This window comes from Ralstonia edaphi (genome assembly GCF_958350185.1).
GTDB classification, from domain to species: Bacteria; Pseudomonadota; Gammaproteobacteria; order Burkholderiales; family Burkholderiaceae; genus Ralstonia; species Ralstonia edaphi.
Genome location: NZ_CATWHI010000005.1, coordinates 26,271 through 39,187, shown reverse-complemented (window position 1 = coordinate 39,187; position 12,917 = coordinate 26,271). Strand labels below are relative to the sequence as shown.

13 protein-coding genes are annotated in these 12,917 nt (G+C 63.9%); 7 read left to right on the top strand and 6 right to left on the bottom strand.

Annotated features, from left to right (window positions below):
* Nucleotides 1–62 precede the first annotated feature (62 nt).
* The 3 genes from R2669_RS17670 to R2669_RS17660 all read right to left on the bottom strand — a co-directional run bounded on the left by R2669_RS17670 (nucleotide 63) and on the right by R2669_RS17660 (nucleotide 2,404).
* Entirely contained in the window at nucleotides 63–941 is an 879-nt protein-coding gene (locus tag R2669_RS17670) for a class I SAM-dependent methyltransferase (protein WP_316888111.1), read from the bottom strand.
* An 8-nt stretch (nucleotides 942–949) separates the two neighbouring features.
* Entirely contained in the window at nucleotides 950–1,708 is a 759-nt protein-coding gene (locus R2669_RS17665; protein ID WP_316888112.1) for a tetratricopeptide repeat protein, read from the bottom strand.
* Between the two features lie 186 nt (nucleotides 1,709–1,894).
* Entirely contained in the window at nucleotides 1,895–2,404 is a 510-nt protein-coding gene (locus R2669_RS17660; RefSeq protein WP_316901542.1) for a DUF1993 domain-containing protein, read from the bottom strand.
* Nucleotides 2,405–2,839: 435 nt separating this feature from the next.
* Here R2669_RS17660 and R2669_RS17655 point away from each other — a divergent pair, with 435 nt between their 5' ends.
* Nucleotides 2,840–3,568, top strand: a complete 729-nt coding sequence (locus R2669_RS17655) for a type IV pili methyl-accepting chemotaxis transducer N-terminal domain-containing protein (RefSeq protein WP_316901540.1) — start codon at nucleotides 2,840–2,842, stop codon at nucleotides 3,566–3,568.
* A gap of 25 nt (nucleotides 3,569–3,593) precedes the next feature.
* Nucleotides 3,594–4,388 carry a type IV pili methyl-accepting chemotaxis transducer N-terminal domain-containing protein gene (locus R2669_RS17650; protein ID WP_147214178.1) on the top strand — a complete coding sequence of 265 codons (795 nt, stop codon included), beginning with the start codon at nucleotides 3,594–3,596 and terminating at the stop codon, nucleotides 4,386–4,388.
* 7 nt (nucleotides 4,389–4,395) lie between these two features.
* Here the strand turns inward: R2669_RS17650 and R2669_RS17645 are convergent, their stop codons facing one another.
* On the bottom strand, nucleotides 4,396–4,893 hold the full coding sequence (locus R2669_RS17645) for a DNA-deoxyinosine glycosylase (protein ID WP_316901538.1): 498 nt from the start codon (nucleotides 4,891–4,893) through the stop codon (nucleotides 4,396–4,398).
* An 8-nt stretch (nucleotides 4,894–4,901) separates the two neighbouring features.
* Nucleotides 4,902–6,824, bottom strand: a complete 1,923-nt coding sequence (gene htpG, locus R2669_RS17640) for a molecular chaperone HtpG (protein WP_316901536.1) — start codon at nucleotides 6,822–6,824, stop codon at nucleotides 4,902–4,904.
* 200 nt (nucleotides 6,825–7,024) lie between these two features.
* Between htpG and R2669_RS17635 the strand changes: the two genes are divergently transcribed.
* The gene (locus R2669_RS17635; protein ID WP_316888117.1) at nucleotides 7,025–7,492 is read left to right on the top strand and encodes a DUF2778 domain-containing protein; all 468 of its coding nucleotides are present in this window, start codon (nucleotides 7,025–7,027) and stop codon (nucleotides 7,490–7,492) included.
* 275 nt (nucleotides 7,493–7,767) lie between these two features.
* Here R2669_RS17635 and R2669_RS17630 read toward each other — a convergent pair whose 3' ends face one another.
* Nucleotides 7,768–9,318: an aminotransferase-like domain-containing protein gene (locus R2669_RS17630; protein ID WP_316901534.1), complete on the bottom strand. Its 1,551-nt coding sequence runs from the start codon at nucleotides 9,316–9,318 to the stop codon at nucleotides 7,768–7,770.
* Nucleotides 9,319–9,374: 56 nt separating this feature from the next.
* Here R2669_RS17630 and R2669_RS17625 point away from each other — a divergent pair, with 56 nt between their 5' ends.
* The 4 genes from R2669_RS17625 (at nucleotide 9,375) to R2669_RS17610 (ending at nucleotide 12,880) form a co-directional block, all read left to right on the top strand.
* Nucleotides 9,375–10,094 carry an alanyl-tRNA editing protein gene (locus R2669_RS17625; protein WP_316901532.1) on the top strand — a complete coding sequence of 240 codons (720 nt, stop codon included), beginning with the start codon at nucleotides 9,375–9,377 and terminating at the stop codon, nucleotides 10,092–10,094.
* 9 nt (nucleotides 10,095–10,103) lie between these two features.
* Nucleotides 10,104–11,042 (top strand): DMT family transporter, encoded by a 939-nt coding sequence (locus R2669_RS17620; protein WP_316901530.1) that lies wholly within the window; start codon nucleotides 10,104–10,106, stop codon nucleotides 11,040–11,042.
* Nucleotides 11,043–11,087: 45 nt separating this feature from the next.
* Nucleotides 11,088–11,558, top strand: coding sequence for a RidA family protein (locus tag R2669_RS17615; protein WP_316901528.1), 471 nt, complete (start codon nucleotides 11,088–11,090; stop codon nucleotides 11,556–11,558).
* Between the two features lie 131 nt (nucleotides 11,559–11,689).
* Entirely contained in the window at nucleotides 11,690–12,880 is a 1,191-nt protein-coding gene (locus R2669_RS17610) for an aminotransferase-like domain-containing protein (RefSeq protein WP_147214170.1), read from the top strand.
* Nucleotides 12,881–12,917: the final 37 nt, after the last annotated feature.

Sequence of the window (12,917 nt, the reverse complement as noted above, 5' to 3'; positions counted from 1 at the left end):
CCCCGCACAAAAGCAAACGCCCCGAAAGTCGGGGCGTTTTGCATGGCGGCACGCGGCAGCGATCAGATGGACAGCGCGCCTTCCTGGCCGGCGTTGGCACTGCGCAAACCCTCAGCCCAACCCTTGGTCGGCAGCTTGAGCGAGGCCTGCAGCGCGGCGGCGCGCGCCTGCACTTCTTCCCAACTCACCTGCAGCGGCGGCCCATTGAACGCAAGCGCGATCACATTGCCGTCGTGCACTTCAGGGAAGACCAGCACGCGATTGTCGAACGCGTCGCAGATGCGCTCGATATTGCGCGGGAAGCTGGTGTGGTCGCCAAACAGGTTGATCGTCATCACACCCGGCGCGCGCAGCACCTGGCGGCAAGCCTTGTAGAACGCCGGCGTATCGAGCACCGGGCCGCGCGCGGTGGCGTCGTACAGGTCGATCTGCAGTGCATCGACGGTGCCGTGGTGGCTGGCGTCCATCACCCAGTCGTAGGCGTCCTGTTCGAGCACGCTCAACCGCGCGTCGTCAAACGGCAGGCCGAACATGCTGCGCGCTGCGACGATTACCGACGGATTCAACTCCACTGCGGTCACCTTCGCGGGCGCGAGTTGACGATGGCAGAACTTGGTCAGCGCGGCCGCGCCGAGACCGAGCTGCACGATGTGGAAGTCCGCGCCTCGCGCGGCCGGATCGAGAAACAGCAGCCACGCCATCATCTGCTGCGCGTATTCCAGTTCGATGGCGTCGGGCTTGGACAGGCGCATGGCGCCCTGCACCCATTCGGTACCGAAGTGCAGGTAGCGCACGCCGGCCAGTTCAGAAAACGTGACGGGCGCGAAGCGCGGGGCCATGCGCTTCGGTTCGTCATCGTGGCTCTGGCGGTCTTCGCGCTTGGCGCGGGCAGGTCGTCGCGAGGCGACGGCCTCGATGGATTTACGTTTCAACAGCGTCATAAAGCGGATCAACGGGAAGAAGACTGAGCGGCAGCCGCGCGCTGCAGCCACTCGCGATTGTGGTCTTTGGCATAGCGCGTCCAGTACTTGGCGTCGCGCAGGATTTCTTCAAACAGGGCCTGCGCGCGCTGCTTGTCGGCATCGTTGTTCTGGGCGAGCAGCCATTCGCCGAAGAGGCAACGGGCTGCGGCATCGTTCGCGCAGGTCAGGGCCTGCTCGAACGCCGCACGCGTATTCGGCGCGTTCGTCGCAGCCAATGCCCGTGCGTAAAGCAATGTCGGCTCGGGCTGCTGGCGCGTCACGCGATGCGCTTCGAACAGTGTGTCGAGCGTGCCCTTGGCGAGTGCCGCATCGCCCGTGGCGAACTGCGCGCGGGCCAAGCCCAGCAGCACGGCCGGGTCACCGGCAAACGGGCCCGTGGCCGCCTGCTCGAAGTGCTGGCGAGCTTCCTTTGCATCACCGGCTTCCAGCAGTGCTTCGCCCAGGCGCAGACGATGCTGCACGGTCGGCGCGCGATCGAAATCGTTGCGCGCTTCGCGTACGGCGCGGTTCGGGTCGATCAGCTGCGTGACGGCGCGACTGGCGACACGGGCGCCGCGCGAGTGGCGCATCTCCGGCAGATAGATCGCGAAGAAATACACCACGCTGCCCAGCAACGGAAACGCAAAGAGGATGAACAACCAGTACATGTTCTGGTTGTTGCGTACGACGTGCACCGCAAAGAACAGCGCGACGATGACGTGAAACCCGATTCCGAGAAACGGCATGTGAAGGCCCGATAGTGAAATGCACCGACGCCCCCCGCGTCGGCCACGGGCGCGATTGTGACAGATGCGCCGCGGCAAGGGCGGGATGCGCCCATAACGTTTGCCTGCCCCGGGGACGACCGATCCACCCATAAACGCCGGCGCCCTCATCAGGCGACCGGCGTTTTCTCTGCGGCCAGGCGGCTCTCAGGGGCGCCCGAGGAAATCCATTTTGCCGATTTCCACACCGTTATGGCGCAGCAGCGCGTAGGCCGTGGTGACATGGAAATACAGGTTCGGCAGCACAAAACCGCGCAGGTAATCGATGCCCGTGAACTGCAGCTCTCGCGCCGGGCTCTTGAGGGTGATCTGGCGATCTTCGCTGCCGGCAAATGCCGCAGCGTCGATGCGGTTGACGAATTCGAGCGTCTTGGCAATGCGCGCCTTCAGCTCAGGAATGGTCGTCTCCACATCCGGGTACGACGGTACCTCGTTGCCCGACAGACGCGCCGCGCCGCCCTTGGCCTGGTCACAGGCGATCTGCACCTGCCGCGTGAACGGATGCATGTCCGGCGCCAGACGCGCCGTCATCAAGTTAGCCGGGTCGAATTTCTTCGCTTCTGCGTGGGCGGCCGCCTTGTCGAGCAGCGCCGACAGGTTGCCCAGCATGCGATTCACGGTCGGGACCAGAAACTCGTACATCGAAGGTGTCGTCATGGAAATGATGTCCTTGGTATCCATCGTTGTGGCCGCCGGCGATCATCTGTCCGGTCTGCCGGCGCCGCGCTTTGTCGCGCAGGGCACAGTGTAGGCCAGCGATCTGGCCGGTGCATGGCGCACGCGCACGCCTCGTCATGAGGCATTTGGCACGAGATTAGTGCGGCTGAGCCCTTTACGGCGTGCAGATCAACGGGCACGTCGATATCTCTCCCGTGGCATGGCTATTGCATGGGCAAGGACAAGGCCAACGGCGGCCTTGATCCACCTTGGCACATCGCAATGACACGCTCCGCAGCGGAGCGTTCGGGGCAACGGCGCTCCGAGGCGACATGGCACGACCCGGGCAACCGGTGCGTCCCCATCTCGCTTCGGAGCGCTTTTTTTCTGGCCAGCGCGACTGCGTCAGCGTCAACACCATCAGCAAGGCATGACATGAACGCTTCCACCACCCGGGGTTCCACGGCCGACGTAACCGTCGAGACCATTGGCGAGCTGATCAACCTTTCCGGACGCCAGCGCATGCTGTCGCAGCGGATCGTGTTGCACATGGTGCTGGCGGCGCAGGGCCACACCACGGCGCTCGACATCGCGAAGTCATGCCTGGCGACATTCGCGGCGGCACACACCGATCTTGTCGAGGGCAATGCGCGGCTGCCCGGCGCATTCTCGGAAGCATTGCGTCAGGTGTACTCCGGCAAATTGCGCGGCGATGCGCGTGTGCGCGAGTTCATCGTGCTGGCCAAGAGCGCCATCGAAACCCTGTCGTCCGGCACGACGCAACGCAACCCGTCGCTGGATGCGCTCGTGTCGCAGGCCACGCCCATGCTGGAGCTGCTGCAGACGATCACCCAGGCCTATCAAGACGAGATGCACGTCTGCGAGGTCGCACAGCGCAAGCGCCAGGCAGACATCGCCGCGCACCTTGGACGCATCTCGATGCAGGCCAACATCGTCGCCATGAATGCGCGCGTCTCGGCGGCGCGGGCGGGGCCATATGGGCGCGAGTTTTCGGTCATCACCACGGTGCTGGCAGACATCATCCACGAGATGGACCAGTTGATCCGCAACGTCGTCGGCACGAACGACGCGCAGTCCGGTGCGGGCACGCGCCGGCCATCGACGCCCGTATCGCCAACCTTCGGGCACATTTCGCTGCGCTGAGCATGAGATTGAGACGGAGCGCCACTTGAAACCTTACCTGCAATTCATCCGCTTGCTGCTCTGCACCGCCCTGCTGTCGGGGCTGATCGGAAGCGCCTGCGCGCAACCACTGACGATCAACTCGGCCATCAACAAGGCGGGCCGCCAACGCATGCTGTCGCAACGCATGGCCAAGGCGTATTGCCAGATCGGGCTGGGCGTCGAGGTCGAGCGATCGAAGAGGATTCTCGAACAGTCCGTCGCGCTATTCGATCAACAACTCACGGAGTTGAAGGCGTTCGCGCCCACACCCGAGATCAAGGACACCTACGCCAAGCTTGAGCAGATGTGGATCGTTTACAGGCGATTGCTCACGGGTGGTGAACCGAACATCGACAACGCGAGGAAGATCGCTCAGGCCAGTGAAGACGTGCTGAAATTCGCACAACAGGGCACGGTACTGCTGGAGAAATACTCGGGCACGGCGACGGGCAAGCTGATCAACGTGGCCGGCCGCCAGCGGATGCTGTCGCAGCGCATCGCCAAGCTGAGCATGTTCCGCGCGTGGGACATTACCTCCGCGCAGATGACGCAGGATCTGGACTCAGCCATGAAGGAATTTGCCGCTGCCCAGGCATTTCTCACGTCTGCGCCGCAGAACTCCGGGGCGATCAGCAGTGAGCTGCAATTGGCCAACACGCAATGGCTGTTTTTTGCAGAAGCCCTCAAGCAAACGGAAGGAACGCGCGCCGAGCAGTTGCGCAACGTTGCCACAACCAGCGAGCGCATCCTTCAGGTCATGGATGACGTGACGGGCCTGTACGAGGGGCTCGGCCGGTAGCAGGACGTTACGACAGCCATTCACGCAGCGCCTGCCACGCCGCCAACTTCTGGGCATACGGCACGGCTGCATAGGCCGGACTGCTGGAAGGGAGCTTGAGAATGGTGTGACGGTCGCCGACCTCGCCCAGCGCCTTCATGCCGATGCGCGCAGCGGTACCGCCGTTGAAGGCGATGACTGCCAGTTCCGGCAGTGAGGCAATCAAGCCGGCAAGGTCATTACCGGCATGGTCCCGGATCTTGCTGTCGAGACTGCCCTCGCGCTTGGCTTCGGCCACCACATCCCACAAGCCGATGCGATGTGCCAGCAGCGCCTGCAAGCGCGCGGCGTATTCCATGCCCGGCAAGTCCTCGCCGATCACCTCGCCGGCGAGGCGCCAGAACTGGTTGTGCTTGTAGGCGTAGTACTGCGATTGCGCAAGCGATGCCTCGCCAGGCAGGCTGCCGAGGATCAGCACGCGCGTGCGCGCGTCGACCACAGGCGGGAAGCATCGCTTGAGCGTCACGCTCGTCGTCAGGCCAGCAGGCGGTTCACGCGTTGGACGTAAGCCGCAGGGTCGGTCAGAGCGCCGCCTTCAGCCAGCAGTGCCTGATCGAACAGCACGTGAATGCGATCCTCGAACGCGGCGCGGTCGGCTTCGTTGCCGGTCACGGTTTCCAGCAGCGCGAGCTTGCGCACGAGCGGATGCGTCGGGTTCAGCTCCAGCACCGGCTTGCTGTCAGGCGCCTGTTGGCCGGCCTGCTTCAGCAGACGGGCCAGCGTGCCGCTGATGTCGCCTTCATCGGCCACCAGGCACGACGGCGAATCGGTCAGGCGATGCGTGATCCGCACGTCCTTGGCCTTCTCGCTCAGCACAGCCTTGGCGCGCTCGACCAGCGGCTTGAACTCGCCTTCCACCTTGGCGTGCTCGGCCTTCTCGGCTTCGTCTTCCAAGGCGCCCAGGTCGAGATCGCCACGCGCCACCGACACCAGTTCCTTCTCTTCGAAGTCGTGCAGGAACGAGAGCATCCACTCGTCCACGCGGTCGGTCAGCAGCAGGACTTCGACGCCCTTCTTGCGGAAGATTTCCAGATGCGGGCTCGACTTGGCGGCCGTCCAGTTTTCGGCGGTCACGTAGTAGATCTTGTCCTGGCCTTCCTTCATGCGGCCGATGTAATCCGCCAGCGAGACGGTCTGGGCGCTGTCTTCGTTGTGCGTGGAAGCGAAGCGCAGCAGCTTCGCAATGCGGTCCTTGTTGGCGTGGTCTTCGCCGATGCCTTCCTTGAGCACCTGGCCAAAGTTCTGCCAGAACGTGGCGTACTTTTCCTTCTCGGCGGCGTCATCCGACTCCACCATCGATTCCAGCATGCCCAGCACGCGCTTGGTCGAGCCCTCGCGGATGGCCTTCACGTCGCGGCTTTCCTGCAGGATTTCGCGCGACACGTTCAGCGGCAGGTCGGCCGAATCGATCACGCCCTTCACGAAGCGCAGGTAGCCCGGCAGCAGTTGCTCGGCGTCGTCCATGATGAAGACACGCTTGACGTACAGCTTCAGGCCGCTGCGGCGCTCGCGGTCCCACAGGTCGAACGGAGCATTGGTCGGGATGTACAGCAGCTGCGTGTATTCGCTGCGGCCTTCCACGCGGTTGTGCGTCCAGGCGAGCGGCTTGCCGTTTTCGTGCGCGATGTGCTGGTAGAACGCGATGTACTGATCGTCGGTCACATCAGTGCGCGGGCGTGCCCACAGCGCGCTGCCCTGGTTGATGGTTTCCCACTCGTCCTGGGCGACCATCGCTTTCTTCTCTTCGTCCCACGCTTCCTTGCGCATCTGGATCGGCAGGGAGATGTGGTCCGAATACTTCTGCACCACTGACTTGATCCGCCAGGTGGAGAGGAAATCGTCCTCGCCCTCGCGCAGGTGCAGCGTGATGGTGGTGCCGCGCTCGGCGCGTTCGATCGTGTCGACGGTGAATTCGCCGTCGCCGGTGCTTTCCCAGCGCACGCCTTCCTCGGCGGCCACGCCGGCACGGCGCGATTCCACCGTCACGCGATCGGCCACGATGAACGCCGAGTAGAAGCCGACGCCAAACTGCCCGATGAGGGCGGCGTCCTTCTGCTGGTCACCCGACAGTTGGCTGAAGAACTCGCGCGTGCCCGACCGGGCGATGGTGCCGAGGTTGCGGATCGCCTCGTCGCGGCTCATGCCGATGCCGTTGTCGGCAATGGTGATGGTGCGCGCGGCAGCATCAAAGCCGATGCGGATGCCAAGCTCGCCGCCGCCTTCCAGCAGCGACGGGTTGGCGATGCCCTCGAAGCGCAGCTTGTCCACCGCATCCGACGCATTGGAAACCAGCTCCCGCAGGAAGATTTCCTTGTTGCTGTACAGCGAGTGGATCATCAGATGCAGAAGCTGCTTCACTTCTGCCTGGAAAGCCATCTTCTCGTGCGGTGCGCTCATGGTGTGCATAAAAAGTCTGGAAAGTGGAAAGAGAAGCGGGCTACACCTTGCGCGTGCGCCCGCATGAATTTGTGAGGCTAGATAGGGCGGGAGAGCGGGTTTTCAAGCCCCGCGTAAGGGCAAAAAAGCCAGAATTGGCTGATTGTGCGGTATGCCAGAGCATTGCTGGAATCGACGCTTTCCATCCGCAGGAGAGTTTCATGTTCGATTGCTGCTTTGAACTGAATGACCAACCGATGAGCGCATTCAAGATCGGCACTGCCGCTTTTCCGGCATTCTCGGGCTACGGCGCCTATATCAACAAACGCGCGTCGATGTGTCTCGCAAATCTAGGCCCGATCCCTACGGGTTCGTATTACATCATTGACCGCCAATCCGGAGGGCGGCTCGGCTGGCTATGGGACCAAGTCCGAGGTCACGCCGACTGGTTCGCGCTGTATGCCATCGACGGTCGAATCGACGACCAGACATACTGCGACCAGGTACTGCGTGGCAATTTCCGCCTGCACCCCAAAACCGGTGCTGGAATCAGCCAAGGCTGCATTACCATTGCCGCGCCTCACAATTTCGCTCGTGTACGGGCCATGCTAAAGACCAGCGCCACCCTCGCTGTACGCGCCGCAGATGGGCAAACCCTGCAGACTTATGGCAAGGTTCTTGTCAAATGAAACGGTGCATCACGAGATCTCTGCTAGCCGTTTGGCTCATCGGCACCTCTTTGATGCTCGGCTATACGTGGTATTACCACCCAGACAACTTCCCTCCTCTACCCGAGTCTGTGGGCCGATGGATAGTGACGGTTTCCGGCGCCCAGACTCCAGAAGACATCGCTGAAGCTAGTCTTTTCTTTGGTTGGCTGGTTTCCTTTTTCCTCGTCTGCTCTGCCACGTCCCTGGCATTTCATGCTTGGAGTTGGATGAAGCGACCACGTACATAAACCACTTCAGGCCTTTTCGAGCTGCTCCGCCAGGAACCGCAGCATGTCCGGATCCGCGCTGGTCGCGATGTTGAAGCGCATCCACGTCGATGGCATCTGGGACGGCGAGAACAGGCTCCCCGGCGCAAACACATAGCCCTGCTCGTGCCCGGCGCGGGCGATGGCGTTGGTGTCCTGGCCGGTATCGGCCCAAAGGAACATGCCCGCGCCTTGCTGCGCAAACAGCTTCAGGCCCATGCGCTCCAGGTTGCGCTGAACGGCATCGCGCGCACGGTCCAGGCGGCCGCGCACGCGCTCAACGTGCTTGCGATATTGGCCTTCGGTGAGGATCTTGTAGAGCACGCGTTCGTTGATCTCGGGCGTAGCAAACCCTGTCAGCAGCTTGGCATCGGTCAGGTTCTTGGCCAGTTCCGGATGGCAGGCAATGAAACCCACGCGCAAATTCACCGCCAGCGTTTTGGAAAAGCTGTTCAGGTAAATCACCCGGCGCAACTGATCCAGGCTTGCAAGGCGTGTCGCCGGATAACCGGGCGGTGCAAGATCGCCGTAAATGTCGTCTTCAACGATCAGAAAACCGTACTGCTCAGCCAACCGCAACAGCTGGAATGCCTTGGCAGCCGAGAGCGACGTGCCGGTCGGGTTGTGCAGGATTGAATTGATGACCAGCAGCTTGGGGCGACGCGCCTGTACCAACCCTTCCAGCGCGACCAAGTCCGGCCCCTCGGTGGTATAGGGCACGCCGATCACCTGCGCACCCTGCGCGGCAAAGCGGCCGAACATCAGAAACCACGCCGGATCGCCCACGAGCACCGTGTCGCCCGGCTGCACATACTGACGCGCAATCAGGTCCAGTGAAGCGGTGATCCCGGAGGTCACCACGATCTGTTCGGGTCGCGCGCCGATTTCCAGCTCGGCCAGCCGTGTTTGCAGTTGCTGGCGCAGCGGCAAGAAGCCCTGCGGCGTGCCCAGCGACAGAAATTGGTTGCCGTTCAGCCGCCCCAGCGAGCGCATCGCGTTGGCGATCAGCTCGCCGTCCAGCCACCCGTTGGGCAAGAAGCCCACACCCGGCGCCTTGCGTGGCTCCGCAGGATGGAACATGTTCCGCAGCAGCCACGTCACGTCGATCTTGCGTGCAGCAGTCGGCGGCGGCGCGACCGGCTCCTCGGGCAGCAGCGCTTGACGCTCCTTCACGTAGAAGCCCGAACCGCGGCGCGACTCCAGATACCCCTGCGCCACCAGCCGCTCGTACGCCTCCACCACGGTGAAGCGCGAAATGCTCTTCTCCTGCGCCAGCTGCCGGATCGACGGCATGCGCATGCCGGCACGAAACACGCGCTCGTCGATGCGCATGCGCGCCCATTCGGTGAGCTGATCCACCAGCGTCATCTGCGCCGACGGAATGGGGTCAGGCAACTGCTCCGCCGCCGGGCGGGCGGCCGCGCGGCGGGCGTCCAGGCTGATGATGTGGGGGGTGGAATTCATGACGGGTAGGCTCCAAGCGGGCCGAAAACTGTACAGAAAGCGCCACGACAAAGTGTACAGGTACTGTACAGACACAGTTCGGTAGGATCAAGGTCAGAATTCCGCCCTCAGCGAACCCGGAGACTGCCCCAATGCCCACGTTGAAACGCTTTGACGAAGACGCCTACCGCGCCACCTGCGACGCCACCGTCGTCGCCGTGCATCCGGAAGGCATTGAACTGGACGCCACGGTGTTCTACGCCCGCAGCGGCGGCCAGGCGGGCGACACCGGCACGCTGGTCCTGGCCGATGGGCAGACCATTGCGATTGCCGACACCGTCTACAGCGCCGATCGCCAAACCGTTCTGCATGTGCCTGCCGACAGCGCAGACGTCTCGCTGCTCGCGCCCGGCACGCCGGTCACGGCCACCATCGACTGGGACCGCCGCCACCGCCTGATGCGGCTGCATACGTGCCTGCACCTGCTGGGCTCGCTGATTCCCGTGCCGGTCACGGGCTGCGGCATCTCGCCAGACGCTGGCCGCATCGATTTCGACCTGCCGGAATCGACGCTCGACCGCGACACGCTGACCACGCAGTTGAACGAACTCATCGGCCGCAATACGCCGGTGCGCATCGACCTGATCACGCCGGAAGAACTGGCCGCGCAACCCGAACTCGTGCGCACCATCGGCGCGGCGCCGCCGGCAGGCGCCTCAGCCATCCGCATCATCCACATTGACGGCATCGACCGCCAACCGTGCGGCGGCACCCATGTGCGGGCCACCGGTGAAATCGGTCGCGTGGTGGTCACCAAGATCGAAAAGAAAAGCCGCCAGAACCGACGCGTCGCCGTAGCGTTTGCCGATTGAGCGGCCGCCATGAACAAGTCCGTCACCCTGCCCGCACCACACATTGACCACGCTGAACGCCGCGGCCTGCTGCTGGGCTTTATCGGCGTGGCCATCTTCAGCCAGACGCTGCCGTTCACGCGCATGGCCGTCGCCGAACTGGATGCCACCTTCGTGGCGCTGGCGCGCGCGGTGCTGGCAAGCGTGCTGGCGCTGGTGCTGCTGGCGGCCACGGGCGCGTTCTCGGCCAGCAAGCGCCCGCGCGGCAATCAATGGTGGCAACTGGCGGTGACGGCAATGGGCGTGGTGGTCGGCTTCCCGCTGTTCTCGTCGCTGGCGATGCGCGATGTGCCGGCCGCCCATGGCGCCATCATCACCGGCCTGCTGCCGCTTGCAACCGCCATCTTTGCCGCGTGGTTCGGGCGCGAGCGGCCGTCTGCCGGGTTTTGGCTGTGCGCGGTCATTGGCAGCGTGCTCGTTGTTTCATTTGCACTGCTGCAGGGAGCGGGTGCCCTCCACCGCGCCGATTGGCTCCTCTTCGCCGCCATGGTGACGGGCGCCCTCGGCTATGCGACCGGCGGCAGGCTCGCGCGCGAACTGGGCGGCACGCAGACGATTGCCTGGGCGCTGGTCGTCTCCCTGCCTGTGCTGCTGCCGCTGGTGGGCGCGCTGGCGTGGCTGCCGTCCACACATCAGGCCGAGGCGCTCGCGCATGCGTCGTCCAGGGCCTGGATGGGGCTGGCTTACGTGTCGGCCTTTTCCATGTTCATCGGCTTCCTGTTCTGGTATTCCGGCCTGGCTGCGGGCGGTGTTGCGCGGGTCGGCCAGATACAATTGCTGCAACCTTTCATGACGTTGATCGGCGGCTGGCTGCTGCTGGGCGAACCGCTCGATGCGCCGACCGTGCTGTTTGCGCTGGCCGTCATTGCCGTGGTCGGCATCGGCCGGCGCACGTCGGTCCGCCGATAGCAACGTTTTCCCTCTTTTGTTGACCGCACTTACCAAGGAGTCTTCATGACCGCCCCGCACGACGCTCAGGCCAAGCTCAAGCAACTCGGCATCGAACTGCCCGCCGCAGGCGCCCCCGCTGCCGCCTACGTCATGGCCGCGCAAACCGGCAACCAGGTCTTCCTGTCCGGCCACATCGCCAAGAAAGACGGCAAGCCGTGGGTCGGCAAGCTGGGCGCCGACATGACGACCGAGCAAGGCAAGGCAGCCGCACGCGCCATCGCCATCGACCTGATTGCCACGTTGAATACGCACCTGGGCGGTGATCTCAGCCGTGTCAAGCGCATCGTCAAGGTGATGAGCCTGGTCAACTCCACCCAGGAGTTCACCGAGCAGCACCTGGTGACCAACGGCGCATCGGAACTGTTCGCCGAGGTGTTTGGCGACGCCGGCAAGCACGCCCGCAGCGCCTTCGGCGTCGCACAGATTCCGTTCGGCGCATGCGTCGAGATCGAACTGATTGCGGAAGTCGCCTGAGCGACGCTTTTTGCTGCTGTGCCACCGGCAGCCGCCCAATATTAGACGGGCCGGTTGCCTGCTATTCTCACCGTCTTGCCCACCCACGGCGCTCGCTCACGAGGTGGGCGCCGCAACACTAGGACCACACCATGGACCACACCGCCTGTACCTTCTCCAGCCGCGCTCAGAAACTCACCAGCTCGGCGATCCGGGAAATCCTCAAGATCACCGAACGTCCTGAGGTCATTTCGTTTGCCGGCGGCCTGCCCGCCCCGGTCACCTTCCCGGTCGAAGCGATTCAGGCGGCGTGCGCCCGCATGTTTGCCGACAACCCGCAGGCCTCGCTGCAGTACACCCCGACCGAAGGCCTGTCGGTGCTGCGCGAGTGGATCGCTCAGCGTCATGGCACCACCGCCTCGCGCGTGCTGATCACCACGGGCTCGCAGCAGGGCCTGGACCTGCTCGGCAAGATCTTCATCGACCCGCAAAGCAAGGTGCTGGTCGAAACGCCGACGTACCTCGGCGCGCTGCAGGCGTTCTCGCTCTTCGAGCCGGCCTATACGTCCATCGCCACCGACGACAAGGGCCTGCTGCCCGACGCGTTGACGCCCGAACTGGCTGCCGGCGCACGCTTCTTCTACACGATCCCGAACTTCCAGAACCCGACCGGCCGCCGCCTGCCGCTGGACCGCCGCCAGGCCCTGGTGGCCCGCGCGAAGGAACTCGGCGTGCTCCTCGTTGAAGACGATCCGTACGGCGAACTCAGCTACACCGGCGACGCCCTGCCCTCGCTGCGCTCGCTGAATCCGGACGGCGTGGTCTACATGGGCTCGTTCTCGAAGATCCTGGCACCGGGCATGCGCCTGGGCTACATCATCGCGCCCGAACATATCCACTTCAAACTCGTGCAGGCCAAGCAGGCATCGGATCTGCACACGCCGAGCTTCACGCAGCGCGTGGCGTACGAGGTGCTGAAGACCGGGCTGCTCGACACGCACATCCCCAGCATCCGGAACCTCTACGGCAAGCAGTGCGAAGCGATGCTCGACTCGCTCACGCGCCACATGCCGGCCGGCGTGCACTGGAACCGCCCGGAAGGCGGCATGTTCATCTGGGTGGAAGTGCCGGAAGGCATCGACACGATGTCGCTGCTGGAAAAGGCCGTCGCGCGCAATGTGGCGTTCGTGCCGGGCGCACCGTTCTATGCCAATGCGCCGCGTCGCAATACCCTGCGCCTGGCGTTCGTGACGGTGGCACCGGAGCGCATCGAGCAAGGCATTGCCGTGCTGGGCGAGCTGATCCGCGCAGAAATCGCTGCGCTCACGCCGAAGGCCGCCTAAATTAGCTAACACCATTCACTCGTCCATCTAAGAAAGG

What these genes read in the sequence shown, in the direction of transcription:
- R2669_RS17615 (WP_316901528.1), top strand. Translation starts at nt 11,088, where the DNA reads ATGACCGCCCCGCACGACGCTCAGGCCAAGCTCAAGCAACTCGGCATC.
- R2669_RS17670 (WP_316888111.1), bottom strand. Translation starts at nt 941, where the DNA reads ATGACGCTGTTGAAACGTAAATCCATCGAGGCCGTCGCCTCGCGACGA.
- R2669_RS17665 (WP_316888112.1), bottom strand. Translation starts at nt 1,708, where the DNA reads ATGCCGTTTCTCGGAATCGGGTTTCACGTCATCGTCGCGCTGTTCTTT.
- R2669_RS17625 (WP_316901532.1), top strand. Translation starts at nt 9,375, where the DNA reads ATGCCCACGTTGAAACGCTTTGACGAAGACGCCTACCGCGCCACCTGC.
- R2669_RS17660 (WP_316901542.1), bottom strand. Translation starts at nt 2,404, where the DNA reads ATGACGACACCTTCGATGTACGAGTTTCTGGTCCCGACCGTGAATCGC.
- R2669_RS17635 (WP_316888117.1), top strand. Translation starts at nt 7,025, where the DNA reads ATGTTCGATTGCTGCTTTGAACTGAATGACCAACCGATGAGCGCATTC.
- R2669_RS17655 (WP_316901540.1), top strand. Translation starts at nt 2,840, where the DNA reads ATGAACGCTTCCACCACCCGGGGTTCCACGGCCGACGTAACCGTCGAG.
- htpG (WP_316901536.1), bottom strand. Translation starts at nt 6,824, where the DNA reads ATGAGCGCACCGCACGAGAAGATGGCTTTCCAGGCAGAAGTGAAGCAG.
- R2669_RS17610 (WP_147214170.1), top strand. Translation starts at nt 11,690, where the DNA reads ATGGACCACACCGCCTGTACCTTCTCCAGCCGCGCTCAGAAACTCACC.
- R2669_RS17620 (WP_316901530.1), top strand. Translation starts at nt 10,104, where the DNA reads ATGAACAAGTCCGTCACCCTGCCCGCACCACACATTGACCACGCTGAA.